The following is a 25,585-nucleotide window of genomic DNA, read 5'->3' on the forward strand; positions in this document are numbered from 1 at the left end:
CTTCGGGGGCTCCTGTGCAGACCTCGCCCACCGCATCACCTGCTGCCGCGTCAGCCGTCACAGACGCCCTGGCCGACATCGCCACCGTCATGGGGACAATCGGTCGAGCTCTGCCCATCAGTACGGCCCTGCCCCGGCCTGAGGCCGCCGAGAAACTCGTCGCTGAACCGGCCGGTCTCCCAAAGCTGTTGCCGACCGCCGTCCCGCACACCTGCCCGGTGACCGCTCCCGCCGATCAGGCCGCCCACTCCGCTCCGCTGGTTCGGGCGGGGGTGTGGTGCGAGGCGGTCAGCACCCTGGTGGGCATGCCGGAAACGGCCATGCGCCGGGACGGATACGCGGCGCTGAGCCCGGAGGCGGCGATCCGGTGGATCCGGGCCGGGGCGCGCACCGTGGCCTCAGTGCTCGGCCCGCACCAGGCCGGATACGTGCTGGACCACTGGGTGGACGGACCCGGCTCGGCGCGGGCGTGCGCCCGGCTGCGCCGGGGCGAGCCCTGCTCGCTGACCCTCTACCCGGGCATCCAGCACCTGACCTGGCAGGCCCGCCCGGTGCGGTTCCTGCCCCTGGCGGAGATCAACGGCCGACCTCCCTGCGGCCGCCGGCACCGGCCGCGACTGCTGCCGGCCGGGAGGGCCGACCGTGCCCGGTGACGCGCCCCGGACGCCCGGCAGCGCGAGGACCGAGCAGCCCGGCCGGCTGGGCTGCGCGTACCTGACCGTCAAGGCCAACCCTGGCGCTCTCGCCGTGGTCATCGGCCTTCTCGCGTTCGCCGCCTGGCAGTTGTGGCCGCTGATCGCTCTCGCCCTCGGCCGGTAGCGCCCACCCTCCTCCAATCCGGAACAACTCCTGTACCACCTGATCGGAAGGCACCACGCCCCGTGAACCCGACCCCGACCCTGACGCACACCGCCGCGGACCTGTCGGACCTGATCCTCGGCCCCCTGGAACTGGACTGGCTGCGGCCCACCGGCCGCCTCCCGGACGTGCTGCGCGCCTGGGCACACGGGGCGCTGGGCGAGGCGCCGACCGGGCCCGCCTGGGACGTGGTACGCCTCCCCACCGGCACCGCGCACGCGGCGGTGCGGCGGCTCCGCACGGCCCGCGCACCGCTCGGGCCCGTCCTGGCCACCCCGCTCGGGGTGGACTTCCTCCTCGCACCCGGCTCGGCGGACGGCTGGAACGCCCCCGGCAGCACGCGCCTGCCCGACCGCACGCTGGTGCCGCTGCCGCACCCGGACTACGCCGAACCCCGCCACCTGGGAGGCCGCTCCTGGATCGTGCGCCCCACCGGCACGCAACTCACCGACGGGCCCGCCCTGCGGGACGCCTACACCGCCGCCCGCGCCGCGGCGGAGGAGGCCGCCCGGTGAGCGCCGCGCCACAGACCCCTGCCCCCGGCGACGGACGTTCCCACTCCCCTGCGGCCCGCCGCCGGGGGCAGGCACCAAGCCACTTCCCCATCCCGTCCCGCACCCGAGGAAGGCACCCCATGGCCGGCACACAGAGCACCGGCGGCACAGCCCCGAAGACATGGCTGCTCCAGGGGCTGGTCGAGCGCAACGCCCGCATCCGCAGCGCGGCACTGGTCACCTCCGACGGGCTGATCCGGGCAGCCCACGGTCTGGACGACACCGACACCGCCGACGTCCTGGCCGCCACCGTCTGCGGCCTGTACTCCCTGGCCAGAGGCGCCGCCGCCCGCATCGACACCGGACCCGAACCCCACCAGGACCGCGGTGTACGGCAGATGATCGTGGAACTCACCGACACCCTGCTGTTCGTCCGCGCCGTCGGCGTCCGCGCTCACCTGGCCGTCATCGCCGACCGCGACGCCGACCCTGCCGTGGTCGGCCACGAGATGACGCACCTGATCAGGCAGGTCCGCGCCCACCTGGCCGCGCCCGCCCGCACCACGGCGGGTCCGGGGACGGCCTGATGACGCCGCTCCCGGCGGTACAGGGCCCGGGCCCGCAAAGGACTCCGTGAGGCATCGCACCGACGGTGCCGCACGGCAAGCCCGCCGCCCGGCGGGCCGTACGAGGAACGACCAGAAGGAGGAACACAGATGTCCACCACGGCAGCGGTGCCTTTCGGCGCTCGCAACCCCCAGCCCCCGTACACCATCACCATCGACCCGAGGGAGTTCACCTACGACCCCGACCGGCAGGTGAACGTGACGGGTGACGGCCGTCTGTGGGCCCACACCCCGGTGGCCGCGTCCAGCACCGCGGCCAACAACGACTCCAACGGACCGGCGGACGAGACGTCCGATCCGTACGCCTTCCCCGCCGACTACGTCGAAGCCGCCTGATGGCCGTGCCGCGCGGGCACGTCCTGGTCGTCGCCGAGAACCTGGACGCGAGCGCCGATCTCGTCGTTCAGGCCCTCAACGACCGGAAGGTGCCGGTGACCAGATTCGACATTGCCGACTTCCCTCAGCGCATCACGCTCATGGCCGGGCACGACGGCCATGCGCCCGGCTGGTGCGGGGAGTTGGGCACCGGTGCCCGCGTGGCGCGGCTGGAGGAGGTCCGGGCCGTCTACTACCGGCGGCCCGGTCTCCCCCGCATCTCGCCGCAGGTGGCCGAGGAGTACCGGGAGTGGGCGCGTGCGCAGGCCCTGGTGGGCATGGTGCAGGTCCTCTCCTCGCTGCCGGTGGTGTGGATGCATCACCCGGACACCTACCGGGCCGCGGCTCACAAGCCCGCCCAACTCGTCGCCGCCACCGACGCCGGACTCACAGTGCCCCGCACCCTGATCACCAACAGCCTTGTCCGGGCCCGCCGTTGGGCCACCCTGGTCGACGGTCCGCTGGTGTGCAAGCCCATCGCCGCCGCCCCACTGCACCGGCCCGGTGAGAAGCCGCTGACGCTGCCCACCCGTCGCGTGGAGCGAAACGAGCTGGACGAGTCGCTGGAGACGACCGCGCACCTGCTCCAGGAGTGGGTGCCCAAGCAGTACGAGGTGCGGCTGACCGTCGTCGGCGACCGGATGTTCCCCGCCGCGATCCATGCCGGCAGTGAGGCCGCCCGCGTGGACTGGCGCGCCGACTACGACGCGCTGAGCTACGAACCCGTGCCCGTCCCCGAGCAGGTGGCCGAGTCCGTACGCCGGTTCATGGACCACTACCACCTGAACTACGGGGCGTTCGACTTCGCCGTCACCCCGGCCGGCCGCTGGGTGTTCTTCGAGTGCAACCCCGCCGGGCAGTGGCAGTTCATCGCCGCCGCCACCAAGTTACCGATCGCCGAGGCCCACGCCGACCTTCTGCAAGGAGCCGCCGCATGACCGCCCCCGCCGACCCCGCGCGAGATCTCCGCACCGCCCTGGCACACCGGCTCACCGCCCCCGGCGACCCGTGGCGGGCCGCATTCGAGACGGTGCCCCGGCACGTGTTCGTGCCCTCCTTCCACGAGCAGGCGGAGGACGGCCGGTGGGTGACCATCACCCCCGAGAACCCGCGGTACTGGGAGGCCGTCTACTCCGACCGCGCACTGACCACCCAAATCGCCGACGGCACACCCACATCGTCGTCCAGCCAGCCGAGCCTGATGCTGGAGATGCTCCAGGCCCTGGAAGTGGCCGACGGGCACAGGGTGCTGGAAGTCGGCACCGGCACCGGCTACAACGCCGCCCTCCTCTCCCACCGGCTCGGCGACAGCCGGGTGACCACCATGGACGTGGACCCCGACCTGACCGGGGCCGCCGCCCAGCGCCTCGGCGAGGCCGGACACCACCCGGCCGTGCACGTCGGCGACGGCGCGCGGGGCTTTCCCGACCGGGCCCCGTACGACCGGATCATCGCCACCTGCGGTCTGCCGTCCGTGCCGTGGCCGTGGGTCGAGCAGGCCCGAGAGGGAACAGTGATCGTGGTCCCCATCGGCTGGGGCGTCGCCCGCCTGACCGTCCACGGCGACGCCGCCGAGGGTGCCTTCCTTCCTGGCGGGGCCTACTTCATGCCCCGCCGCACGGGTGCCGTCGCCCCGGACTTCGCCGGCCTGGAGCACACCGAGCCCCGCCCCTCCCGTACCACCACTCCGGTCGACGCACTCCGCCGGCTGGAGTTCCCGCTGTCCCTGACCATGCCCGGTTACCGCTTCTGCGCCTGGAACCGCGAGGACGACGGCACGGTGGAGAGCGTGGGCCTGTGGACGCCCGACGGGTCGATCGCCCGTGTCGGCGCCGACGGCACTGTCCGCCAGGCCGGGCCCCGCCGCCTGTGGGAGGCCGTGGAGGAACTGCACCGGTGGTTCCCGGACACGGCCCCCGCCCGCGACTCCTTCGGCATCACCGTCACCTCCGGCCGCCAGTGGGTGTGGCTGGGCGACCCGCGGGGTCCCGGCTGGGATCTGCCGCCCGTCTCCGGCACCGACGGCGGCATCCGGTAGAACGGCGCGCATGGACGACGAGACCTGGGAGACGATCGACCGGCTGGTGAAGCGGCTGGACGAACACGGCACCGCATCACCGGAGACGGCCCGGCTGCTGCGCATCCTCAAGATCGGCGAGGAGGCCGGGGAGGTCGCCGAGGCCGTCCACGGCGCGATGGGCTCCAACCCCCGCAAGGGGCACAGCCACACGTGGGACGACGTGCAGAAGGAATTGTGCGACGTAGTCCTCACCGCGATGGTCGCGTTGCGCACCATCACCCCGGACGCGCAGCGGGCGTTCCGCGAGAACCTGGAGCGCGTCGCCGCACGGGACGCGCTCCGCTGAGCCGCGCCTCCGCGAGAGGCGGGGACGGCGGGAAAGACGGCGCCGCCGGCCGCCGGGACCGCATCGCGGTCCCGGCGGCCGGCGGCCGGGAGTCACCTACCGCCGTGTGGCTCAGAGGCGCTCGGCGACGTAGTCCACGCAGGCCGTCAGCGCCTCGACGTCCGCCGGCTCGACGGCCGGGAACATCGCCACCCGCAGCTGGTTGCGGCCCAGCTTGCGGTACGGCTCGGTGTCCACGATGCCGCCCGCGCGCAGCACCTTGGCGATCGCGGAGGCGTCCACGCCCTCGGCGAAGTCGATCGTGCCGACGACCTGGGAGCGCTGGGCGGGGTCGGCCACGAAGGGCGTGGCGATCTCGGACTTCTCCGCCCAGCCGTACAGCCGCGAGGAGGAGTCGGCGGTACGGGAGACGGCCCAGTCCAGACCGCCCTGGCCGTTGATCCACTCCAGCTGGTCGGCCAGCAGGAAGAGGGTGGCGACGGCCGGGGTGTTGTACGTCTGGTTCTTGCGGGAGTTGTCGATCGCGGTCGGCAGGTCGAAGAAGGCCGGGATGTGCCGGTCGCTCGCGGCGATCCGCTCGGCCCGCTCCAGCGCGGCCGGGGAGAACACGCCCAGCCACAGGCCGCCGTCCGCGGCGAAGGACTTCTGCGGGGCGAAGTAGTAGACGTCCGTCTCGGAGATGTCGACCGGCAGGCCGCCCGCGCCGGAGGTGGCGTCCACCAGGACCAGGGCGCCCTCGTCCGCGCCCTCGACCCGCCTGATCGGCATGGCGACACCGGTGGAGGTCTCGTTGTGGGTGTAGGCGTACACGTCCACGCCCGCCTCGGCGCTCGGCAGCGGGTGGGTGCCGGGCTCGGAGGAGATCACGGACGGCTCGGCCAGCCAGGGGGCGAGCTTCGCGGCCTTGGCGAACTTCGAGGAGAACTCGCCGAAGGACAGGTGCTGGGACTTCGACTCGATCAGGCCGTGGGTCGCGATGTCCCAGAAGGCGGTGGAGCCGCCGTTGCCCAGGACGACCTCGTAGCCCTCCGGAAGACCGAAGAGCTCCTTCACTCCCTCGCGCACCCTGCCGACGAGGTTCTTGACCGGAGCCTGGCGGTGTGAGGTGCCCAGCAGGGACGTACCGGTGGCGGCCAGGGCGCTCAGCGCCTCCGTCCGCACCTTGGACGGGCCCGAACCGAATCGTCCGTCGGCGGGCTTGATGTCTGCGGGAATCTGGAGATCGGCCACGTACCGAAGGGTAGTGCGTGGCCGCCCTGTCCTCCGTGAGGCGTCCATCCCGCGAGACGCGCCGTGGACGCGCTGATGGGACGCGCCGTGGGGCAGGCGGCGGGACACACCGTGGAGCGACCGGTGCGGAAGGGGCCGGCCGGGATGCACGCTGGTGCCATGGGTGACGACGAGGCGAGGGCGGCACGGGAGCAGGCGCGCACGGCGCCGGAGCGTACGGCACGGGCGGAGGAGCGCGAGCGGGCGCGGGAGGTGGTGCGGGCGCTGCGGGCGGCCGTACGGGGGGAGGTCGCCGGTGACGCGGGCTCCCGCGCGCTGGTGACGATGGACGCGTCCAACTACCGGCGGGTGCCGCTGGCGGTGGTCGCGCCGCGCGACGCCGGCGACGTGGCGGCGGCGCTGGAGGTGTGCCGGGAGACGGGGGTGCCGGTGGTGCCGCGCGGCGGGGGCACGTCCATCGCCGGGCAGGCGACGGGCACGGGGGTGGTGCTGGACTTCACCCGCCACATGGACGCCGTCCTCTCGCTCGACCCCGGGGCGCGTACCGCCGTCGTCCAGCCGGGCGTGGTCCTGGACGAGTTGTGCCGCGCGGCCGGCGCCCACGGGCTGACCTTCGGCCCCGACCCCTCCACCCACAGCCGCTGCACGCTCGGCGGGATGATCGGCAACAACTCCTGCGGCTCCCACTCGGTGGCCTGGGGGACGACCGCCGACAACGTCCGGGAGCTGGAGGTGCTCACCTACGGCGGCGAGCGGGCCCGGCTCGCGCCCGGCGGGGACGGTGTGCCCGAGCGGCTGCGCGCCGGGGCACGGGCGCTGGTGGGCGGGGAACTCGCCCGGCTGCGCACCGGCTTCCCCGAACTGCCGCGCCGTATCTCCGGCTACGCCCTGGACGCGCTGCTGCCCGAGCGGGGCGAGGACTGGGCGCGGGCGTTCACCGGCAGCGAGGGCACCCTCGGGGTGGTCACGTCCGCCACGGTGGGGCTGGTGGAGCGGCCCGGCGCACGGGTGCTGGCGGTGCTGGGATACGCGGACGAGAGCGCGGCGGCCGAGGCGGCCGTCACCCTCCTCCCGCACCGCCCGCTGACGGTGGAGGGCATGGCGAGCGATCTGGTCCCCGAGGCCGAGCGGGCGATGCTGCCCCGGGGCGGTGCGTGGCTGTTCGTCGAGGTCGGCGGCGCGGACGCGGACGGGGCGCGGGCGGCGGCCGAGCGGCTGTGCCGGGCGGCCGCGGAGGATGCGGCCGACCACGCGCTGGTCACCGACCCGGCCGGGCAGCGCGCCCTGTGGCGGGTGCGCGAGGACGCCTCCGGCACCGCCACCCGCATGCCCGACGGCAGCGAGGCGTGGCCCGGCTGGGAGGACTGCGCGGTCCCGCCCGCCCGGCTGGGCGCGTATCTGCGGGACTTCCGCGCGCTGCTGTCCGAACACGGGCTGCGCGGGCTGCCGTACGGGCACTTCGGCGACGGCTGCATCCATGTGCGCATCGACTTCGACCTGATCGCGGAGGAGGGCATCGCCCGCTTCCGCCGCTTCTCCGGCGACCTGGCCGATCTGGTGGTCGCGCACGGCGGCTCGCTGTCGGGCGAGCACGGCGACGGGCAGGCGCGCGCCGAGCTGCTGCCGCGCATGTACGGGCGGGAGACGGTGGAGCTGTTCGGCCGGTTCAAGGACCTGTGGGACCCGGACGGCGGCCTCAACCCCGGCATGCTGGTGCGTCCCCACCGCCTGGACGAGAACCTGCGGTTCGCGCCGCTGCCGCGCGAACCGCTGCCCGTCGTCTACGGCTACCCGGAGGACGGCGGCGACTTCTCCGCGGCGGTACGGCGCTGCGTGGGGGTGGCCAAGTGCCGCAATCCGGCCGGGAGTCCGGGTGTGATGTGCCCCTCCTACCGGGCGACGGGGGAGGAGAGGCACTCCACGCGCGGCCGGGCACGGCTGCTGCACGAGATGCTCGCGGGCGAGGTGGTCACCGACGGCTGGCGCTCCGAGGAGGTCCGCGAGGCGCTGGATCTGTGCCTGTCGTGCAAGGGCTGCCGCAGGGACTGCCCGGTGGGGGTGGACATGGCGACCTACAAGGCGGAGTTCCTGCACCACCACTACGCGGGCCGCCGCCGTCCGATGGCCCACTACTCGATGGGACGGCTGCCGCTGTGGCTGCGGGCGGTGGCCGCCACCCGCACCGCGCCGCTGCTGAACGCCCTGGCGCGCACCCCGCTCGCGGCCCTGGCCAAACGGCTGGGCGGGATTGCCCCGGAGCGGGAGATCCCGCCGCTGCCGCGCGCCCCCTTCACGCGCCGGTGGCGCGCGTACAGCCGGAAGCGCCCGGCGCGTCCCGGGCCCGGTGGCCGACGGGTCGTGCTGTGGCCGGACACCTTCACCAACCACCTCTCCCCCGAGGCGGGCACCGCCGCCGTACGGGTGCTGGAGGCGGCCGGGCTGGAGGTGGTCCCGCCGCCGGGCGCGGACCGGGTCTGCTGCGGTCTGACCTGGATCTCCACCGGACAGCTCGACGGCGCCCGCCGTGTGCTGCGCCGCACCCTGGACCGGCTGGAGCCCGTACTGGAGGCGGGGGTCCCGGTGGTCGTGCTGGAGCCGCCGTGCGCGGCGGCGCTGCGCACCGACGCCCCCGAGCTGCTGCCGGACGACCCGCGCGCCGAGCGGCTGGCCGCCCTCGTGCGCACCTTCGCGCAGGCCCTGGAGGAGTACGCCCCCGACTGGACCCCGCCGCGGATCGGCCGCCCGGTGGCCGGCCAGACCCACTGCCACCAGCACGCCGTGCTGGGCGACGCGGCGGAGCGGCGGTTGCGGGAGAGGGCCGGGCTGACCGGCGGGCTCAGCGACGGCTGCTGCGGACTGGCGGGCAACTTCGGCTTCGAGAAAGGGCACTTCGAGGTATCGGCCGCCTGCGCGGAGGAGAAGCTGCTGCCGGCGGTGCGCGGCGCCGAGCCGGGCACGGAGCTGCTGGCCGACGGCTACTCCTGCCGCACCCAGCTCGCCCAGCTCGGCGGGTACCGCGCCCGCCACCTGGCGGAGGTGCTGGCCGAGGCGCTGGACTGACCGCCGTAGGGGAAGCGGCCGCAGGAGCGGCCGGGGCGGTGAGGCGGCGGGGCCTCTGCCCGGCGGCGCCCGTACGGCGGACGGAACCGGTCGACGGCGTCCGGCGGCAGTGAACACCACACCTGAGGGTGACGGTGTCCGCTGCCGCTGGACGCTGCCGCAGGGCGGGCGCATACTGGATCTGCCAGGTCCCCTGGGGCCTGGAAGTGACGCCGGGACCACCCGATGGAGGTCGGGAGCCCGGCGTTTGCGCTGTGGGGCCGGATCAGTCCGCTTCCACGTCGACCAGCGTCACCTGCTCCTCGAGCAGTGACCAGTGCGCGCCGTGGCCGTCCAGCCACCAGGACACCGCTCCGGCGACGCAGTCGGCGACCCACAGGCCCGCGAACCACGCACCGGGGTCCTCCCACGTCAGTGACATGGCATCGGTGACGACTTTCGCCTTGCGCAGGCTGGTGATCACCGCACGGTCGGCGGCATCCTGTTCGTGCCGGGTTTCGAAGATCACGCGTTCCACGTCCCGGCGTGCCAGTCCGTCGAGAAGCCGGAGCAGACAACGTCGCCGGGCCCGTTCGCTTCGGACCTCGGCATCGTGCAAGCACACGGCGACCAGCCCGGTGACCGGCAGTCCGGCGATCGCGGAGGCGATCAGCGTCCTGCGTTCGGGGCGTTCCTTGCGCCAGTGGACCACACGGGAACGGCCGTGGCGCAGCCCTTCCATCGTCGCTCTCACGGTGCTCTCCGCGTCGTCCGGCACCAGAACCGCGGCCAGCACGTAGACGCAGGAGGCCTCTCCTCGGCGGCGGCGCATGGACTCGTCGATGTACGCGGTGAGCATCCGGGCAATCTATGGCGGCGGCGCCCGTACGGCGGACGGAACCGGTCGACGTTCGCCCGATGGTGCGACGAGAGGCGCGACGGGGGCAGGGAAAGTTACGGATGCGTAACTTACTGACGGGTTACCACCGGTAAGCCCCGCGTCTAGTCTCAGGTCACCTTCCCCACACGCCCGCCGGCCCCCACGCCGGCGGCACGACTCAGGAAGAGGGCCCATGGGACACCCTCGCAGGCGTCTGCGCACGTCCACCGCCGTCGCCGCCGTCTCGGCCGCGGTGCTGGCCGGGACCGTCGCCGGCCCGGTCACCGCCGCCCACGGCACGACCGCCTCGTCCACCGTCCGCTTCGTCGAGATACCCGGCGACGGCGGTACGCCGCTGGCCGCCAACGTCGTCGTGCCCGGCGACGCGGACGGTGAGCGCCGCTACCCGCTCGTCGTGCTCCCCACCAGCTGGTCCATGCCGCAGGTCGAGTACCTCGCCCAGGCGAAGAAGCTCGCCGACTCCGGCTACGTGGTGCTCAGCTACAACTCGCGCGGCTTCTGGCAGTCCGGCGGCGAGATCGAGGTCGCAGGCCCGCCCGACGTCGCCGACGCCTCGAAGGCCATCGACTGGGCGCTGGCCAACACCCCCGCCGACCCCGAGCGGATCGGCATGGCCGGCATCTCCTACGGCGCGGGCATCAGCCTGCTGGCCTCCGCCCACGACGACCGGATCAGGGCCGTGGTCGCCATGAGCGGCTGGGCCGATCTGGTCGGCTCCATCTACAGCGGCCGCACCCAGCACACCCAGGCGGCCACCTTCCTCACCGGCGCCGGCTACCTAACCGGCCGCCCCAGCGACGAGTTCAAGGAGATCATCTCCGGCTTCCTCGCCTCCGACCTGGAGAAGGAGGGCGACATGATCGCCTGGGGGAAGAAGCGCTCCGCCGCCACCCACATCGACCGGATCAACGCCAACGGTCCCGCGATCATGCTGGGCAACGCCTGGGGCGACTCGATCTTCCCGCCCAACCAGTACGCCGACTTCTACGAGAAGCTGACCGGCCCCAAGCGCCTGGAGTTCCGGCACGGCGACCACGCCACCCCCGAGATGCCCGGCCTGCTGGGCCTGCCCAACGACGTGTGGAACAGCGCCGAGCGCTGGCTCGACCACCACCTCAAGGGCGAGGACAACGGCGTCGACCGCGAGCGGCCCGTCCAGCTCACCGACCGCCAGGGCGACCAGGAGGGCTACCCCGACTGGAAGTCCGTGCCCTCGGGCGCCGAGCGGATCGTGCTGAACGACACCGAGCGCGTCCTGGCGAACGTGGACTCCGGCGCGAACGGCGGCACGGTCTTCCTCTCCAGCATCTTCGACCAGCTCACCGGCCTCCCGCCGACGGTCTCGATCCCGCTGCTGCCCGACTGGTACTCCGCGGTCTGGAAGTCCGAGCGGTACGCCACCGCCCGGCAGGTCCGGGGCACGGTGAAGCTGCACACGACGGTGACCTCCAACAAGTCCAGCGGCACCTTCGTCGCCCACCTCTACGACGTGGGACCGCTGGGCGTGGGCAGGCTGGTCACTCACGCGCCGTTCAGCTTCCACGGCAGGACGCCGGGCGAGGCGTTCGGCGTGGACCTGGAGCTGTTCTCGACCGCCTACGACGTCCCGGCCGGGCACCGGCTCGCCCTGGTGATCGACACCGTCGACCCGCTCTACGCCGAGCACAACCCGTTCGGGGCGAAGCTCGCCTTCTCCTCGCCCGCGGGCGACCCCTCGTACGCCGAGATCCCCGTGCGCGACTGAGTCCGGCCGGCCCGGCGCCCGACGGCCTCACCCCGCCCCTCCCGGCGGGGTGAGGCCGTCCGCTTCATGTGGCGACAGCCGTACACCGTTTCCCGGAAAACCGCTCCGAACGGAACGGAACGGAACGGGCGGAGTCGGCGGCGGTGCGTTCCGGGGTCGTCGGCCCGGCGGGCCGCTTCCGGGAATCGGATGCCCGTCGGTTCCGGTTTTCGGAAGCAGGTGTTCCGGAAAGCCCGCCGATGAAAGCTCTGGAGAGCCCGCCGGCTTGTCGGTCTCCCTTCAAATGGGATGAAGTCCCTGCTCGCGAGTCTGCGGAAAGTTCCGTATGCCGACCCTTGGCGGTTTTTTCGCCATTCTGCGGACTCGCCACCATCTCGTTCGCCATGGCGGAAAACCGATTGCTGGGATTTGTGTTCGAAGATACTGTCCCGGGGACTTGTTTTTTCCACGAAGGAGAACAGTTGCGTTCAAAGGCAGCGGGAAGATTCCTCGTTTCTCTCGTCTCCGTCATATCTTTGGCTCTGGGGTTTGCCGGTCCGGCCGCCGCGGACTCCGCTCCGGCCCCCGGCGTGTCGGCGGCCAAGGCCGGAGTGGTCGGCAAGGGCGGCCCCGAGGGCATCATCGGAGGGGAGAACGCCGACTCCTCCAGGGGCATGGCGGCCCTCCACCGCAACGGGAACTTCCAGTGTTCCGGCTCGATCGTCGACAACCGGTGGGTGCTGACCGCCAGACACTGCCTGTACGACAGGAGCGGCACCAGGATTCCCGACTCCCAGCTCACGGTCCGGGTCAAGAGCCTGAACCGCACCAGCGGCGGAGGCGTCGTGGCGATCTCCGACTCCAAGGTCAGGATCAACCACGACATCGCGATGCTGAAGCTCAACCGCTCCGCGAACGCCGAGCCGGTCCGCCTCGCCACCGCCAACCCCGTAGTCGGTGCCACCACCTACGTGTTCGGCTGGGGCCGGACCTGCGCCACCTGTGCTCCCAGCACCGTGCTGAAGCGCGCCACCATGCGGGTCGAGAGCATCGACTCCACGGACGTCCGCGGCGGCAGGGCCATTCGCACATCGGGACTCAACGGACGTACCTGCAACGGGGACTCGGGCGGACCGCTGTTCAAACTCGTGGACGGGAAGCGCTACCAGGTGGGAGTCGTCTCCGGGGGCACCCAGTACTGCCCCGACGACTCCAACTTCGTCTTCGCGAGCACGCCCACCAGCCTCACCTGGATCCAGAACGTGATGAGGGACTTCTGACCGGCCCGCGGCCGGACCACGGACCAGGAAGGACGACCCCATGATCAGACGCATCGTCACGGCGGCCCTGCTGCTCGGCACCCTGCTGGCGCCGGCGGGCACCGCGTCCGCGGCCGGGGAGGCCGCCGCCTCCGTCACCACCGGAGCGGTCTTCAACGATCCCCGGGGCACCACGGCCCGGAAGAACGCGGTCAAGGACCACATCATCGGCGCGATCAACGCCACACAGAGTGGACGGACCATCCGTGCCGCCCTGTACGCGCTGAACGACCAGGACTACGCGGACGCGCTGATCGCGGCGCACAACCGGGGGATACAGGTCAGGGTCGTACTGGACTCCAAGTACGCGGACCGGCCCGCCGCCCGGAGCGTGCGGACCGCGCTCGGCGGCGACACCTCGGGCGGCTCGTGGGTGCGGGTGTGCACCGAGGGGCGTGCCTGTATCGCCGACGCCCCCGCGGACGTGAACCCGATCAACCACAACAAGTTCTTCACCTTCTCCCGGATCGGCGGCGCGGGTGAGGCGGAGGACGTGGTGATCCAGACATCCGCCAACCAGACCTCCCTCAACGTGGAGAAGTACTGGAACAACGCCTACACGGTCGTCGGCAACACCGGCCTCTACTCGGCCTACGTGTCGTACTTCAACGACCTGGCAGCCATGCGCAAGGACGGCGACTACTTCCGGCAGGGCAAGGTGGGAACGGAGAAGTACTACTTCTTCCCGCAGGCCGCCGGCGACGTGGTGGTCGACGTGCTGGACAACGTGACCTGCACGGGCAACACCTCGGTGGGCTCGGCGTCCCACAAGACGGTGGTCCGCGTCAGCGCCTTCGCCCTGCACCGGGACGCGGTGGCACGCAAACTCCGGGCGCTGGCGGACCAGGACTGCTGGGTGGAGGTGGTCTACGCCGACAGCAACGACACCGGGATCATGCGGGGGCACCCCAGGCTCAAGCTCTACCGCCTCAATACCTCCGACGGGTACCTGGTGCACTCCAAGTACCTCACGATCGAGGGCAACTACGCCGGGCATCCCGACACCAAGTGGACCTTCACCGGCTCGCACAACCTGGACCACTCCTCCCTGCGCGAGAACGACGAGGCCATGCTGCGACTGGAGGGCGCCGCGGCCCACGACGCCTACCGGGCGAACTTCCTCGGCATGCGCGCCGCTGCCGCTCCGGTCACCTGACCGCCGGGACGCGGGGCACACGCGGCCCGCGCGGCGTCCGGCACCCTCACGGCGAGCGGGGCGGCGCGCTCCGGCCCCGGCGCGACATCCTGTCGTGCCGGGGCCGGAGCGGTGTCCGTACGGACGGGGGCCTCAGCGGGCGATCTCGGCGTAGCCCTCGATCTCCCGCACACTGCGCGGGCCCGGGCCCACGTAGCGCGCGGAGGGGCGCACCAGGCGGCCGGTGCGCTTCTGCTCCAGGATGTGCGCCGACCAGCCGGCGGTGCGGGCGCAGCTGAACATCGAGGTGAACATGTGCGCCGGGACCTCGGCGAAGTCCAGCACGATCGCCGCCCAGAACTCCACGTTGGTGGCCAGCACCCGGTCCGGACGCCGGTTGTGCAGCTCCTCCAGCGCCGCCTTCTCCAGGGCCTCGGCGACCTCGAAGCGCGGCGCGCCCAGCTCCCTGGCGGTACGGCGCAGCACCCGGGCGCGCGGGTCCTCGGCGCGGTAGACGCGGTGGCCGAAGCCCATCAGGCGCTCGCCGCGGTCCAGGGCGCCCTTCACGTACGCCCGGGCGTCACCGGTCCGCTCGATCTCCTCGATCATGCCCAGCACGCGCGAGGGCGCGCCGCCGTGCAGCGGGCCGGACATCGCGCCCACCGCACCCGACAGCGCCGCCGCCACGTCCGCGCCGGTGGAGGCGATGACGCGGGCGGTGAAGGTGGAGGCGTTCATGCCGTGCTCGGCGGCCGACGTCCAGTAGGCGTCCACGGCCGCGACGTGCTTGGGGTCGGGCTCGCCCCGCCAGCGGCGCATGAAGCGCTCCACGACGGTCTCGGCCTTGTCGATCTCCCGCTGCGGCACCATCGGCAGCCCCTGGCCGCGCGCCGACTGGGCGACGTACGACAGCGCCATCACCGCGGCCCGCGCCAGGTCGTCGCGGGCTTGGCGCTCATCGATGTCCAGGAGCGGGCGCAGGCCCCACACGGGCGCGAGCATCGCCAGCGCGGACTGCACGTCCACCCGGATGTCACCCGAGTGGACCGGGATGGGGAAGGGCTCGGCCGGGGGCAGGCCGGGGGTGAAGCCGCCGTCCACCAGCAGGCCCCACACGTTCTCGAAGGAGACGTGGCCCACCAGGTCCTCGATGTCCACACCCCGGTAGCGGAGGGCGCCGCCCTCCTTGTCGGGCTCGGCGATCTCCGTCTCGAACGCGACGACTCCCTCGAGTCCGGGTACGAAGTCGGACATCTGGCGGCTCCTCGTATGTGGTTCGGTAGGAGGACGGCGGGCACCCCAGTGGGCCGGTCGGCTCTCTGAGGGTGTGCCTGCGCGGTTCCGCCGCCGCGTGGGGCCGGCGGTCCGGGCCGGCACCCGGTCCTGCCCTGCTGCTGTTGGGCTGCCGGTGGTGACCGGGCAGTGACTGGTCGGACACGATAGCCCGCGCTGTGCGAAGGCCACAGTGGTCCAGCCAGCGATTCTGTCCGGTCCGGCAGGTGCGGGGAAGAGTGAGATGCGGCACACTCCCCGTTTCCCCGTCTCCAGGTGTACACGCTCCCACGGACGGGCAAACTCGCCCGCCACCGCCCGATGCCGCGCGAGGGACGTGTTGCAAGATGAACGCGTGCCCCAAGCCGACGACGCAGCCCGCGAAGCCCTCGCCCACCGTCCGCACCTGGACCCCGCCGCCATGCGGGCCCACTACCGCGCGGAGGGACTCCGGGAGGAGGATCTCGCCGCCGACCCGTACGGGCAGTTCCTGCGCTGGTTCGAGGAGGCGGTGACCGCCGGACTCCACGAACCGAACGCGATGGTCGTCTCGACGGCCGACGAGCGGGGGCGGCCCAGCTCGCGCACGGTGCTGCTCAAGCAGTTCGACGAGCGCGGCTTCGTCTTCTACACCAACTACGTCTCGCGCAAGGGCCGCGAGATCGACGCCAACCCGTACGTCTCGCTGCTCTTCCCTTGGCACGCCGTGGCCCGCCAGGTGATCGTCGCCGGCCGGGCGGAGCGCACCGGCCGCGACGAGACGGCCGCCTACTTCCGCACCCGCCCGCACGGCTCGCAGCTCGGGGCGTGGGCCAGCGAGCAGTCCTCGAAGGTGGCCTCCCGGGAGGAGCTGGACCGCGCGTACGCGCAGCTCGCGGAGCGCTACCCGGAGACGGAGCGGGTCCCGGTCCCGCCGCACTGGGGCGGCTACCGGGTGGTGGCGCGGACGGTGGAGTTCTGGCAGGGCCGCGAGAACCGCCTCCACGACCGCCTGCGCTACGTCCGCCGAGACTCGGATGCTCCGGGAGGCCCGGGCGACACGGCCGGTCCGGGCGGTTCCGGCGGGCCGGGCGGTTCTGGTGGGGCGGCGGCCTGGACGGTCGAACGCCTCAGCCCCTGAGGGAGGCCGCGAAGGCGCCGAGGCCCCCGCGGACGCAGACGACCCGCGGGCCTGGCCCCGGTCGCGCCGTACGGCGCGAGGGGGGTCGGTCGGACGTACCGACAGCCCGCGGGTCGGGTGACTGCTCGGGATTGGCCGGCGGTGCCGGCATCACGCTGTGACGTCGGCCTCCTAGGCCGCAGCCACCTCACGCGTCCGGTTGCAACTCATCTGCCGAACCACCTCCCTTCTCGTGTACTGAGAACGGTAGGCGGCGACATGGGCACGGACAAGCGAATTTCGAGGGCACAACGATTTGCGTGAATCACATGTGCGCTGCGTCACGTTCGAGTTCAATGATCGGGAGTGCAGTTGCGCGCAGCGTCCAGCCGGGGGTGTCAGGTGACGGCTCAGTCCGAGACCCACTTCGAACACGGTGCCGGTGACGGAGGTTCCTCCCGAGGCGGTTCCGCGGGAGGAACCGCCCCGCCGCGAGTCGCCGGCTCCGAGGACGAGCTGCTGCTCGCCGCTCTCCTGGACGGCATGGACGCCGCCCTGTGCGCCTTCGACGCCGACGGCGTCGTCACCCACTGGAACCGCGAGGCCGAGCGCATCCTGGGCTGGACCAGGCAGGAGGCCGTCGGCCGCCGGGGGCTGGCGGGCTGGGCGGTCCGCACCGCCGACGCCGGGGACGTCCAGGAGCGGCTGATGGCCGCGATGGCCGCGCCGGGGCGCAGGGTCCACGAGTTCGCGCTGGTGCGCAAGGACGGCGGACGGGTGCTGGTGCGGGTGCAGTGCTCGGGGGTGCGCGACGCGGACGGCCGGCCGACCGGCGTGTACTGCGCGTTCGGCGAGGTGCGCACGCAGATCGATCTGGAGCGGTCGATCGCCCTGAGCGAGGCCCTGTTCGAGGGCGCCTCGTGGGGGGTGGTCCTGGTGGACGCCGACCTGCGCCCGGCCGTCGCCAACCTCCACGCCGCCCGCGCGCTGCGCGTCGGCCGCGCCGCCATGCTGGGGCGGCCGCTGGGCGAGCTGGTGGGGGAGGGCGTGGAGGAGCTGGAGAGCGCCCTGCAGCACGTACTGGCGGAGGGCCCGCCGCCCGCTCCGGCGGAACTGTGGGTGACGCTGCGCGCCGGGGCCGGCGAGCAGGAGGCGGAGCGGGAGGACGGGCCGGCCGGGGACGCGCGGCGCTGCTGGCGCAGCGGCTTCCTGCGGCTGGTCTCGCCGATGGCGGAGGAGGCGCCGGTGCCGCTGGGCGTGGCCTGGTTCTTCATGGACGTCACGGACACCAGGCGGGTCGAGCAGGAGGCGGCGCGGTTCCGCTTCCGGGGCAACCAGGCCCACCGGGCGGCGCGGGCCGCGGCCGAGTGCGAGGACCCGATGGAGGCGGTGGCCGTCCACCTGGACTTCGCGCTGGCGGGCTTCGCCGACCACGCGCTGCTGGACCTGGCGGCGCCCGGCTCCCCGGCCCGGCTGGTGCGCACCGCCGAGGCCCCGGCCCCGGGCACGTCGACCACGGGCGTCCCGGTCCCCTACCCGAGCGACCACCCGGCGCTCCAGGCGTACGAGCGCTGCGGCCCGGTGCGCACCAGCGTGGGCGGATCGGCGGTGCGGGGGTGGGCGAGGGCCCGCAGATGGCCGGAGGGCACGGTGCACGGCCTGTGCGCGGTCCTGCGCAGCCGCGGCCGCACCCTGGGCGTGCTCACCTTCCTGCGGGGGCCGGGCCGGCGCGCCTTCGACCGCTCGGACGCGATCTACGCGGAGGGCGTCGCGGACCACGTCGCCGCCGCGGTCGACCTCGCCCGCGCCCTGTCCCGGGACTGAGCCCGGGACCGAGCCCGCGCCCGGAATCCGGGGCGGGGCTGCGGGGCCGGGATGCGGGCCGGGGCCGTCAGCGCAGGTGGAAGATCCGGTCGGCGTGCTCGGCCATCACCCGGGCGTTCCACTCGTGGCCCCCGTCCACGTTCCCCGAGCGCAGCAGGGGCGGGGTGACACCGCGGGCGGCCAGCGTGCCCACGGCCGAGGCGACGACCGCCTGCATGATCGCGCCGGTCACCACCGTCGAGGCGGGGGCGAAGGGGGCGCCGACGCCCTCGGCCGTCAGCTCCGCGTCGCCCACCGCGATCTTGCTGTCGACGACGATGTCGCAGTGGTCCTTCAGGAAGGTGCCCGACGGGTTGCGCGGCGAGGTGGCCGACGCGTACGCCACCGAGGTCACGCCGATCACCTTCAGCCCCAGCTCCCGGGCGCGGGAGGCCATCTCCACCGGCAGCGCGTTGCGGCCCGACAGGGAGATCACCACCAGTACGTCGCCGGCCCTCGCCGGAGAGGTCTCCAGCACGGCCGAGGCCAGTCCCTCGACCCGCTCCAGCGCGCTGCCCAGCGTCGCGGGCACGACGTCGACGCCGACCGCGCCGGGCACGGGCAGGAGGTTCAGCACGGCGAGTCCGCCCGCCCGGTAGACCACGTCCTGGGCCGGAAGGGAGGAGTGGCCCGCGCCGAAGGCGAAGATCCGGCCGCCGCCGGTGAAGGTGTCGGCGATCAGCGTCCCGGCCGCCGAGATGCTGCCGGTCTCCTCCTCGCGGACCCGCTCCAGCAGGCCGACGGCCGCGTCGATGAACCGTTCGGCCGGCCCGCCCGCCGCTTCGTCCGCGACCCCGCTCACCGTCCTGTCCACCGCCTCGCCCGCCGCCTCGTCCGTCGCCCCGCCCATCGCACCGGTCATCGTCCCGGCCTCCCGTCGTGTGCCGCCGTACGGCCCGGCGCGCGCCCGGCCGCATGCCCCGGTGAACGCTCCGGCGGGCGCCCCGGAACATCCCGTGACGCCGCGATCACGGTGAGGTCTGGACCAGTGTGCTGTCAATACGCGGTGCTCCCGGAGGGCGTGCGGACGATGTGCGGCGCTCCCGGGCGGATCGGGAACGGTTGTCGGCTCCATGCGTCAGAATTGGTCACCAGGGCCACCGCACGAGCTGACGAGGGGCACGATGTCCGGACTCATCGACACCACGGAGATGTATCTCCGTACCATCCTGGAGCTGGAGGAGGAGGGCGTGGTCCCCATGCGTGCCCGTATCGCCGAGCGGCTCGACCAGAGCGGCCCGACGGTGAGCCAGACGGTCGCCCGCATGGAGCGCGACGGGCTGGTCCGGGTGGCCGGCGACCGGCATCTGGAGCTGACCGAGGAGGGCCGGCGGCTGGCCACGCGCGTGATGCGCAAGCACCGGCTGGCCGAGTGCCTCCTGGTCGACGTGATCGGCCTGGAGTGGGAGCAGGTGCACGCGGAGGCGTGCCGCTGGGAGCACGTGATGAGCGAGGCGGTCGAGCGCCGCGTGCTGGAGCTGCTGCGGCATCCCACCGAGTCCCCCTACGGCAACCCGATCCCGGGCCTGGAGGAGCTGGGCGAGCCCTCGGAGGCCGGGCCGTTCCTGAGCGACGACATGGTGAGCCTGTCGGACCTGGACGCGGGCTCGGACGGCAAGACGGTCGTGGTGCGCCGGATCGGCGAGCCGATCCAGACGGACGCCCAGCTGATGTACACGCTGCGGCGGGCCGGTGTGCAGCCGGGCGCCGTGGTCAGCGTGACGCCCGGGGCCGGCGGCGGGGTGCAGGTCGGCAGCGGCGGCGAGGCGGCGGAGCTGACCGCCGAGGTCGCCACGCACGTGTTCGTCGCCAGGCGCTGAGGGTGTGGCCGGGACGGTCGCCGGGCTCCCCGGCGGCCGTCCCGGCCGACCGGTCCTCGGGCCGCCCGGGGTTGCGAGGAACGCGGGCGGGCGGGGGCGGTGTCGTGGCACGCTTTCGGTGATGTGCGGGGGAAGACGGAAGGGGAGCCGTCCATGGGGCTGTCGCAGCACCGGGGCCCCGGCGCCGTCGTCGGCCGCCGGGGCCCCGCCTCCCCGTGTCCCCCCGCCGCACCGCCCCCTTGTGCGACCCTGAGCCCCGAGCTCCCGGGGTCGCTCCCCGCGGGCCCCTGTCCCCGAGCGGCCCGCCTCCCGGTAGCTGTCTCCCCTCGGCCCGGCCGGACGACACTCGCTGAGTGTCACTCAAAAGAGGGGTGTTGCACGCCAGATGGGCTTGTTCGAATAAAAGTTCGATAGCGTGAGGCCGGCAGGCGACGAGGCACACGGACGACGCGGACAGGAGGGATGGGGGTGCCAGGACGCATGGTTCGACGCATCAACGTCAGGGGAGCGGACGGTCTGCGGCTCGCGGCCTGGGAGTTCGCCGACCCGCCCAAGGGCACGCCGCCGGGAGACGAGGGCCAGACGCCGAGCGTGCTGCTGCTGCACGGGCTGATGGGCCGCGGCTCGCACTGGGCCTCCACCGCCCGCTGGCTCTCCGGGCGTTACCGCGCCGTCTGCCTGGACCAGCGCGGGCACGGCCGCAGCGACAAGCCGACCGACGGCCCGTTCGGCCGCGACGCGTACGTGGCCGACGCCGAGGCCGTCATCGAGCAGCTCGGCCTGGCGCCCGTGGCGGTCGTCGGGCACGGGATGGGCGCGCTGACGGCCTGGCGGCTCGCCGCCGAGCGTCCCGACCTGGTCCGCGCCGTGGTGATCTGCGACATGCGGGCCTCGGCGCTGGGCAAGCGCTCCCAGCGCGACTGGGAGCAGTGGCTCGAGACCTGGCCGGTGCCCTTCGCCACGCTCGCGGACGTCCGCAGGTGGTTCGGCGAGGAGGATCCGCTCCTGGAGCGCCCGTACCCCTCGCGCGGCGAGTTCTTCGCCGAGGTGATGGCCGAGCGGATGGACGGCTGGCGTCCGGTGTTCTCGCGCCGTCAGATGCTGATGATCCGCCAGACATGGGCGTCCGAGGCGCACTGGGAGGAGCTGGCCCTGGTGCCCTGCCCGGCCCTGGTGGTCCGGGGCATCGACGGCGAGCTCGGGCGCGCCGAGGCCCAGGAGATGGTCCGGGTGCTGCCCCAGGGCGTCTACGCCGAGGTGGCCGACGCGGGCCACCTCGTCCACTACGACCAGCCGGAGCAGTGGCGGCAGGCCGTCGAACCCTTCCTCCAGGGCGCCCTCCCGGCCTGAGCGGCGGCCGCCGCTCAGGCCGGGCCGGGTCAGCGCGCGCGTGCCGCGGCGGCGTCGCGGCCGCAGGCGTACGCCAGCGGCGGGACGATCTCCCCGGCCTCGGGCAGCCGGTGGCCGGCGCCCCCGGGCCGCCTCACCCACAGCACCGCGCCGTGGGTGCCCACCCTGGTCGGCGGGGCCGCCACCCAGTCGCCGTCGCCCCGCGCGGTCAGGTCGACGCCGCTGGGCGACCAGCCCAGCCCCCGCACCAGATTCGGCACCTCGGCCGCGCCGCCGGGCTGGACGAAGAAGAGCATCCGCCCGTCCGGGGTGCCGGTGACCGGACCTGCCGTCAGGCCCATGCGTTCCATCCGGGCCAGGGCCAGGCAGCCCGTGGTCTCGGACACCTCGATCGCGTCGAAGGCCCGCCCGGTCGGCAGCAGCACCGACGCGTGGGGCCGGTCGGCCCACATGCGGCGCACGGCCGTGGCGCCACCGGTGGCCTGCGCCGCCCAGTCGGGGCGCGTGGGGTGCGCGCCGGGCGCCCCGCAGTCCGCCGTGCCGCACGAGCAGCGCGGTATGCCGCCCCCGGTCTCGAGCCATGCGCCGGGGAACACGTCCCACAGCCGCTCCCTCGTGTAGCGCACCGCGTGCTCGACCATCGGGCCCGCCGTGCCGGCCGTGGCCTGGGCCGCCGGAGTTGTCGCTGTTGTGATGTTCATGGGCTCCTCCACGATGATCACAACTTCTTCCGTGACGAAGGGTTACGGCTTGGGGATCGATTCGTCCGGCGCACCGTTCCGGCACACGGGGCGCACAGGTGCACGGGCGGGGGCGCGTGCATGAACGGACGGTCTTGGATGGGTAGTTCCCTGTGCGGCGCGGCGCCGGAAATCTTGGCATATGCGCCCGGCGGTGCGGTCGGAGCGCCCTGAGCCCGGGGTGCCCGGCGCACTCGGAGCGGACAGCGCGTTCACGAGAGCAGTCACAGCAGACGGCGCGGTCGCACGGACGGCGCGGTCAGGACAGGCAGCACGCAGAGGGAGGGGACCGTATGGCCGCGAGGCCGCTGGTCGCACGGCAGCCGAACGAACGGCTGCAGGCGCTCATCCAGGAGGCCGGCTGTTCCAACGCCGGGCTGGCCCGCCGCGTCAACATGTGCGGCGCGGAGCAGGGGCTCGACCTGCGCTACGACAAGACGTCCGTCGCCCGCTGGCTGCGCGGCCAGCAGCCGCGCGGCCGGGCGCCGGCGGTCATCGCCGAGGCCCTGGGGCGCAAGCTCGGCCGGACGGTGACGGTCGAGGAGATCGGCATGGCGGGCAGCCGGAGCATGGCCGCCGGGATCGGTCTGCGGTTCGCGCCCACCGTCTCCGGAGCCGTCGAACAGGCGAGCGAGCTGTGGCGCAGCGACGCGGGGCGCCGTGATCTGCTCACCGCGCGGTCGGGGGCGTTCTCCGCGCTGGTCGAGCCCAGCCGCGACTGGCTCATCTCCGCCCCGGACGCCGAGGTGGAGCGCCGCACCGGCCCGAGGGTGGGGGCGTCCGACGTCGCGGCCGTACGGGACACCACCGCGGCTCTGTCGGAGCTGGACCACCGCTACGGCAGCGGCCATGTGCGGCCGGTGGTCGTCCACTACCTCAACAGCGTGGTCTCCGGGCTGCTGACGGGTTCCTACACGGAGGCGGTGGGGCGCGAGCTGTTCGCCGCGGCCGCCCGGCTGACCGAACTCGCCGGCTACATGGCCGTGGACACCGGGCAGCCCGGCCTGGCCCAGCGGTACTACATCCAGGCGCTGCGGCTGGCCCAGGCGGCGGACGACCGTGCCTACGGCGGCTACGTGCTCGCCGCGGGCATGAGCCACCTCGCGGCCTCGCTGGGCACCCCCCGGGAGATAGCCCAGCTCGCGAGAGCCGCCCAGGAGGGCACGAGGGGCCGGGTGACCCCGCGGGCGCAGGCGATGTTCCACGCGGCGGAGGCGCGCGGCCACGCGCTGATGGGCGACGCCCGCACCTGCCAGCTCGCCGCGGGGCGGGCGCTGGCGGCGTTCGACCGGGCGGAGTCCGCGACGGACGCGGGCGACGACCCGGAGTGGATCGGCCACTTCGACGCCGCCTACCTGGCCGACGAACTCGCCCACTGCCACCGGGACCTGAACCAGCCCACCCCCGCCCAGCGCCGCGCCGAGGAGGCCCTGGTGGGCCATCCGGAGCGGCGTGCGCGGCGGCGGGCGATCGATCTGCTGCTGCTCGCCGCCGCACGGATCCAGCAGGGTGAGCTGGAACACGCCTGTCACACCGGTGCGCAGGCGGTGGAACTGCTGAAGGGCCTGCGCTCGCGGCGGGGTTCGGAGTATCTGGACGACTTCCGGGCGCGGCTGGAGCCCCACCGGCGAGAGCCCGTGGTCAGGGAGTTCGCGCAGCGTCTGGAACCGGCGGCGTAACGGGGGCGGGCCGGGCGCGCGGGCCGGGCGCGGAGGAGGCAGGAAGGAGGAAGGACGGAAGAGGGGACGGAGAGGTTTCGCCCCGGCCGGTGGTGGGGAGAATGTGGAGCCCTCCCGGGGGCGTGGTCGCCCGCGCGAGCGACCGGGTAGCGTGAGCCGACGAATTCGCAGTCGTGTTTTGGTAGTCAGGCGAACGAGGAGTCCCGGTGACGACGCACAGCCGACAGGGCGACGAGGCGCGTGAGGGTGTTGTCCTGCCGTCGAACGGTGACCGGTGGGCTCCCGGTCACGGCGACTCCCAGGTGAGCCCGCCGGCGGGGCAGCCCTGGGGACAGCCGTGGGGACCGGCCGCCCAGTCCGGGCCGCAGGGGCAGCAGCCGCCACCGCCCCCGGCCCAGCCGGCTCCGCAGCCACAGCAGCCGCAGCACCTGTCGCCGCGGTACCAGCCGCCCGGCCCCCCGCCGCAGCCCCCGGCTCCGGCTCCCGGCACCGTGCCCGGAGCCGCCGACGAGACGCAGCTCCTGCCCCCGATGACCCCGTCCGGCCCGGCCCCCGGGACTCCCCAGGGCCCCCAGTCTCCTCAGGCCCCCCAGGCGGCTCAGGGCGCTCGGGATGCCCGGAGCGGCGGGGCGGGCGACATGGACGACGCCACCCGGGTCCTGCGGCCGGTCACCGGTGGTCCGCCCCCGGAGCGCGACGTCGAGAGCACCACGGTGCTGCGCAGGCCGCTGCCCCCCGAAAGCGCCCGCGCCGCCTCGCGCCAGGTGCCCCCGCCGCCCGCCGGAGCCCCGTACGGGATACGCCCCGGCGCCCCCGGCGACCGCACCACCCCGCCCTCGGACTTCGACGGCCTGTTCCGGAGCGGTGCCCGGCCGGGAGCTCAGCCGGGGGCCCAACCGGGGGCCCAGCCCGCCGACGCCACCCAGCAGCTCCCGCCCATCGACCCCGGCGCCGTCCAGCCGTCGTACGGCGGCGGCCACGGTGGCCGCGACGGTCACGACGGCGGCCACGGCGGATACGGCGGGGGCGGCGGACGGCGCGGTCTGCCGCGTGCCGCCGTCGCCGGACTCGTCGTCGCGGGGCTCATCACCGCCGGGCTCGCCGCGGGCGCGGCGCTCAGCGGCGGGGACAAGCCGGCGGAGCAGCCGCAGGCGCGGTCCTCGGCCCCCGCCGAACCCGAACCCGAGCCCGAGCAGCCGCCGTCCCCCTCGGCCGATCCGGCCGAGGCCCAGGCCAAGGAGCTGGACAAGCTGCTGGCGGACAGCAACAACAGCCGCAACGCGGTCATCCGGTCGGTCGAGAACATCAAGAAGTGCGAGAAGCTGGGCGAGGCCGCCACCGATCTGCGCGACGCCGCCCGGCAGCGCAACGACCTGGTCACCAGGCTGGGCGAGATCGAGATCGACCGGCTGCCCAGGCACCAGGAGCTTGCCGACGCGCTCACCGAGGCGTGGAAGGCGTCGGCCGCGGCGGACGACCACTACGCCGCGTGGGCCGACCAGGTCGCGGGCAAGAAGGGCTGCCGGAAGGGGGAGGCCCGGGTCACCGACCGGACCGCCCAGGGCAACAAGGCCAGCGGCGACGCCACGGCGGCCAAGAAGAAGGCGGCCGGACTGTGGAATCCGACCGCCCGTCGGTACGGCCTGCCCGAGAGGCAGTTCAGCCAGCTCTGACGGTGGTGTCGTTCCGGGGGACC

General features: G+C 73.7%; 23 protein-coding genes. 18 read left to right on the forward strand and 5 right to left on the reverse strand.

The annotated features are described in order from the left end of the window. Positions 1 to 218: 218 nt before the first annotated feature. The 8 genes from ACW69E_RS05075 (at position 219) to ACW69E_RS05110 (ending at position 4,719) form a co-directional block, all read left to right on the forward strand. Positions 219 to 653, forward strand: a complete 435-nt coding sequence (locus ACW69E_RS05075) for a hypothetical protein (protein WP_457496954.1) — start codon at positions 219 to 221, stop codon at positions 651 to 653. Then, positions 643 to 819: a hypothetical protein gene (locus ACW69E_RS05080; protein ID WP_457496955.1), complete on the forward strand. Its 177-nt coding sequence runs from the start codon at positions 643 to 645 to the stop codon at positions 817 to 819. The genes ACW69E_RS05075 and ACW69E_RS05080 overlap by 11 nt, the downstream gene beginning before the upstream one ends. Before the next feature lie 62 nt (positions 820 to 881). Further along, positions 882 to 1,373 (forward strand): hypothetical protein, encoded by a 492-nt coding sequence (locus tag ACW69E_RS05085; RefSeq protein WP_457496956.1) that lies wholly within the window; start codon positions 882 to 884, stop codon positions 1,371 to 1,373. Positions 1,374 to 1,492: 119 nt separating this feature from the next. Then, positions 1,493 to 1,939, forward strand: coding sequence for a roadblock/LC7 domain-containing protein (locus tag ACW69E_RS05090; RefSeq protein ID WP_457496957.1), 447 nt, complete (start codon positions 1,493 to 1,495; stop codon positions 1,937 to 1,939). 129 nt (positions 1,940 to 2,068) lie between these two features. After that, the gene (gene tgmA, locus ACW69E_RS05095; protein ID WP_457496958.1) at positions 2,069 to 2,314 is read left to right on the forward strand and encodes a putative ATP-grasp-modified RiPP; all 246 of its coding nucleotides are present in this window, start codon (positions 2,069 to 2,071) and stop codon (positions 2,312 to 2,314) included. Further along, positions 2,314 to 3,291 (forward strand): ATP-grasp ribosomal peptide maturase, encoded by a 978-nt coding sequence (tgmB, locus tag ACW69E_RS05100; protein WP_457496959.1) that lies wholly within the window; start codon positions 2,314 to 2,316, stop codon positions 3,289 to 3,291. The genes tgmA and tgmB overlap by 1 nt, the downstream gene beginning before the upstream one ends. Beyond that, positions 3,288 to 4,391: a methyltransferase domain-containing protein gene (locus ACW69E_RS05105; protein WP_457496960.1), complete on the forward strand. Its 1,104-nt coding sequence runs from the start codon at positions 3,288 to 3,290 to the stop codon at positions 4,389 to 4,391. The genes tgmB and ACW69E_RS05105 overlap by 4 nt, the downstream gene beginning before the upstream one ends. A 10-nt stretch (positions 4,392 to 4,401) precedes the next feature. After that, entirely contained in the window at positions 4,402 to 4,719 is a 318-nt protein-coding gene (locus tag ACW69E_RS05110; protein WP_457496961.1) for a MazG-like family protein, read from the forward strand. A 111-nt stretch (positions 4,720 to 4,830) separates the two neighbouring features. Here ACW69E_RS05110 and serC read toward each other — a convergent pair whose 3' ends face one another. Further along, the gene (gene serC / locus ACW69E_RS05115; RefSeq protein WP_457496962.1) at positions 4,831 to 5,949 is read right to left on the reverse strand and encodes a phosphoserine transaminase; all 1,119 of its coding nucleotides are present in this window, start codon (positions 5,947 to 5,949) and stop codon (positions 4,831 to 4,833) included. Positions 5,950 to 6,108: 159 nt separating this feature from the next. Here serC and ACW69E_RS05120 point away from each other — a divergent pair, with 159 nt between their 5' ends. After that, complete coding sequence (locus tag ACW69E_RS05120) at positions 6,109 to 9,009, forward strand: FAD-binding and (Fe-S)-binding domain-containing protein (RefSeq protein ID WP_457496963.1); 2,901 nt, start codon at positions 6,109 to 6,111, stop codon at positions 9,007 to 9,009. A 265-nt stretch (positions 9,010 to 9,274) separates the two neighbouring features. On the opposite strand, the gene ACW69E_RS05125 is transcribed toward ACW69E_RS05120, so the two are convergent. Next, entirely contained in the window at positions 9,275 to 9,847 is a 573-nt protein-coding gene (locus ACW69E_RS05125; RefSeq protein ID WP_457496964.1) for a hypothetical protein, read from the reverse strand. A 214-nt stretch (positions 9,848 to 10,061) separates the two neighbouring features. Here ACW69E_RS05125 and ACW69E_RS05130 point away from each other — a divergent pair, with 214 nt between their 5' ends. The 3 genes from ACW69E_RS05130 (at position 10,062) to ACW69E_RS05140 (ending at position 14,087) form a co-directional block, all read left to right on the forward strand. Then, positions 10,062 to 11,633, forward strand: a complete 1,572-nt coding sequence (locus ACW69E_RS05130) for an alpha/beta fold hydrolase (RefSeq protein WP_457496965.1) — start codon at positions 10,062 to 10,064, stop codon at positions 11,631 to 11,633. 515 nt (positions 11,634 to 12,148) lie between these two features. Continuing rightward, positions 12,149 to 12,892 (forward strand): S1 family peptidase, encoded by a 744-nt coding sequence (locus ACW69E_RS05135; RefSeq protein ID WP_457496966.1) that lies wholly within the window; start codon positions 12,149 to 12,151, stop codon positions 12,890 to 12,892. A 40-nt stretch (positions 12,893 to 12,932) separates the two neighbouring features. Next, positions 12,933 to 14,087 carry a phospholipase D-like domain-containing protein gene (locus tag ACW69E_RS05140; RefSeq protein WP_457496967.1) on the forward strand — a complete coding sequence of 385 codons (1,155 nt, stop codon included), beginning with the start codon at positions 12,933 to 12,935 and terminating at the stop codon, positions 14,085 to 14,087. A gap of 132 nt (positions 14,088 to 14,219) precedes the next feature. Here ACW69E_RS05140 and ACW69E_RS05145 read toward each other — a convergent pair whose 3' ends face one another. After that, a complete protein-coding gene (locus tag ACW69E_RS05145) occupies positions 14,220 to 15,320 on the reverse strand; it encodes a citrate synthase 2 (RefSeq protein WP_457496968.1) in 1,101 nt (366 codons plus the stop codon). Positions 15,321 to 15,759: 439 nt separating this feature from the next. Here ACW69E_RS05145 and pdxH point away from each other — a divergent pair, with 439 nt between their 5' ends. Both pdxH and ACW69E_RS05155 read left to right on the forward strand, forming a co-directional pair. Then, positions 15,760 to 16,458, forward strand: a complete 699-nt coding sequence (pdxH, locus tag ACW69E_RS05150) for a pyridoxamine 5'-phosphate oxidase (RefSeq protein ID WP_457497000.1) — start codon at positions 15,760 to 15,762, stop codon at positions 16,456 to 16,458. A 381-nt stretch (positions 16,459 to 16,839) separates the two neighbouring features. After that, complete coding sequence (locus tag ACW69E_RS05155) at positions 16,840 to 18,261, forward strand: PAS domain-containing protein (protein WP_457496969.1); 1,422 nt, start codon at positions 16,840 to 16,842, stop codon at positions 18,259 to 18,261. A gap of 67 nt (positions 18,262 to 18,328) precedes the next feature. Here ACW69E_RS05155 and ACW69E_RS05160 read toward each other — a convergent pair whose 3' ends face one another. Next, positions 18,329 to 19,162: an SIS domain-containing protein gene (locus ACW69E_RS05160; protein WP_457496970.1), complete on the reverse strand. Its 834-nt coding sequence runs from the start codon at positions 19,160 to 19,162 to the stop codon at positions 18,329 to 18,331. A gap of 262 nt (positions 19,163 to 19,424) precedes the next feature. Here ACW69E_RS05160 and ACW69E_RS05165 point away from each other — a divergent pair, with 262 nt between their 5' ends. Together ACW69E_RS05165 and ACW69E_RS05170 are read left to right on the forward strand one after the other, a co-directional pair. After that, positions 19,425 to 20,120, forward strand: a complete 696-nt coding sequence (locus tag ACW69E_RS05165) for a metal-dependent transcriptional regulator (protein WP_237878068.1) — start codon at positions 19,425 to 19,427, stop codon at positions 20,118 to 20,120. A 480-nt stretch (positions 20,121 to 20,600) separates the two neighbouring features. Continuing rightward, positions 20,601 to 21,470: an alpha/beta fold hydrolase gene (locus ACW69E_RS05170; RefSeq protein WP_457496971.1), complete on the forward strand. Its 870-nt coding sequence runs from the start codon at positions 20,601 to 20,603 to the stop codon at positions 21,468 to 21,470. 29 nt (positions 21,471 to 21,499) lie between these two features. Here ACW69E_RS05170 and ACW69E_RS05175 read toward each other — a convergent pair whose 3' ends face one another. Continuing rightward, a complete protein-coding gene (locus tag ACW69E_RS05175) occupies positions 21,500 to 22,171 on the reverse strand; it encodes a bifunctional DNA primase/polymerase (RefSeq protein WP_457496972.1) in 672 nt (223 codons plus the stop codon). 332 nt (positions 22,172 to 22,503) lie between these two features. Here ACW69E_RS05175 and ACW69E_RS05180 point away from each other — a divergent pair, with 332 nt between their 5' ends. Together ACW69E_RS05180 and ACW69E_RS05185 are read left to right on the forward strand one after the other, a co-directional pair. Further along, on the forward strand, positions 22,504 to 23,889 hold the full coding sequence (locus ACW69E_RS05180; protein WP_457496973.1) for a transcriptional regulator: 1,386 nt from the start codon (positions 22,504 to 22,506) through the stop codon (positions 23,887 to 23,889). A gap of 638 nt (positions 23,890 to 24,527) precedes the next feature. Beyond that, positions 24,528 to 25,562: a hypothetical protein gene (locus ACW69E_RS05185; RefSeq protein ID WP_457496974.1), complete on the forward strand. Its 1,035-nt coding sequence runs from the start codon at positions 24,528 to 24,530 to the stop codon at positions 25,560 to 25,562. Positions 25,563 to 25,585 lie beyond the last annotated feature (23 nt).

The sequence above is a fragment of the Streptomyces sp. SS8 genome, from assembly GCF_054072955.1.

Bases quoted from the DNA above. Each gene is read 5' to 3' on its own strand.
- ACW69E_RS05090 (WP_457496957.1), top strand. From the start codon at position 1,493: ATGGCCGGCACACAGAGCACCGGCGGCACAGCCCCGAAGACATGGCTG.
- tgmA (WP_457496958.1), top strand. From the start codon at position 2,069: ATGTCCACCACGGCAGCGGTGCCTTTCGGCGCTCGCAACCCCCAGCCC.
- tgmB (WP_457496959.1), top strand. From the start codon at position 2,314: ATGGCCGTGCCGCGCGGGCACGTCCTGGTCGTCGCCGAGAACCTGGAC.
- ACW69E_RS05105 (WP_457496960.1), top strand. From the start codon at position 3,288: ATGACCGCCCCCGCCGACCCCGCGCGAGATCTCCGCACCGCCCTGGCA.
- ACW69E_RS05110 (WP_457496961.1), top strand. From the start codon at position 4,402: ATGGACGACGAGACCTGGGAGACGATCGACCGGCTGGTGAAGCGGCTG.
- ACW69E_RS05120 (WP_457496963.1), top strand. From the start codon at position 6,109: ATGGGTGACGACGAGGCGAGGGCGGCACGGGAGCAGGCGCGCACGGCG.
- ACW69E_RS05125 (WP_457496964.1), bottom strand. From the start codon at position 9,847: ATGCTCACCGCGTACATCGACGAGTCCATGCGCCGCCGCCGAGGAGAG.
- ACW69E_RS05130 (WP_457496965.1), top strand. From the start codon at position 10,062: ATGGGACACCCTCGCAGGCGTCTGCGCACGTCCACCGCCGTCGCCGCC.
- ACW69E_RS05140 (WP_457496967.1), top strand. From the start codon at position 12,933: ATGATCAGACGCATCGTCACGGCGGCCCTGCTGCTCGGCACCCTGCTG.
- ACW69E_RS05145 (WP_457496968.1), bottom strand. From the start codon at position 15,320: ATGTCCGACTTCGTACCCGGACTCGAGGGAGTCGTCGCGTTCGAGACG.
- pdxH (WP_457497000.1), top strand. From the start codon at position 15,760: ATGCGGGCCCACTACCGCGCGGAGGGACTCCGGGAGGAGGATCTCGCC.
- ACW69E_RS05160 (WP_457496970.1), bottom strand. From the start codon at position 19,162: ATGACCGGTGCGATGGGCGGGGCGACGGACGAGGCGGCGGGCGAGGCG.
- ACW69E_RS05165 (WP_237878068.1), top strand. From the start codon at position 19,425: ATGTCCGGACTCATCGACACCACGGAGATGTATCTCCGTACCATCCTG.
- ACW69E_RS05170 (WP_457496971.1), top strand. From the start codon at position 20,601: ATGGTTCGACGCATCAACGTCAGGGGAGCGGACGGTCTGCGGCTCGCG.
- ACW69E_RS05175 (WP_457496972.1), bottom strand. From the start codon at position 22,171: ATGAACATCACAACAGCGACAACTCCGGCGGCCCAGGCCACGGCCGGC.
- ACW69E_RS05180 (WP_457496973.1), top strand. From the start codon at position 22,504: ATGGCCGCGAGGCCGCTGGTCGCACGGCAGCCGAACGAACGGCTGCAG.
- ACW69E_RS05185 (WP_457496974.1), top strand. From the start codon at position 24,528: ATGGACGACGCCACCCGGGTCCTGCGGCCGGTCACCGGTGGTCCGCCC.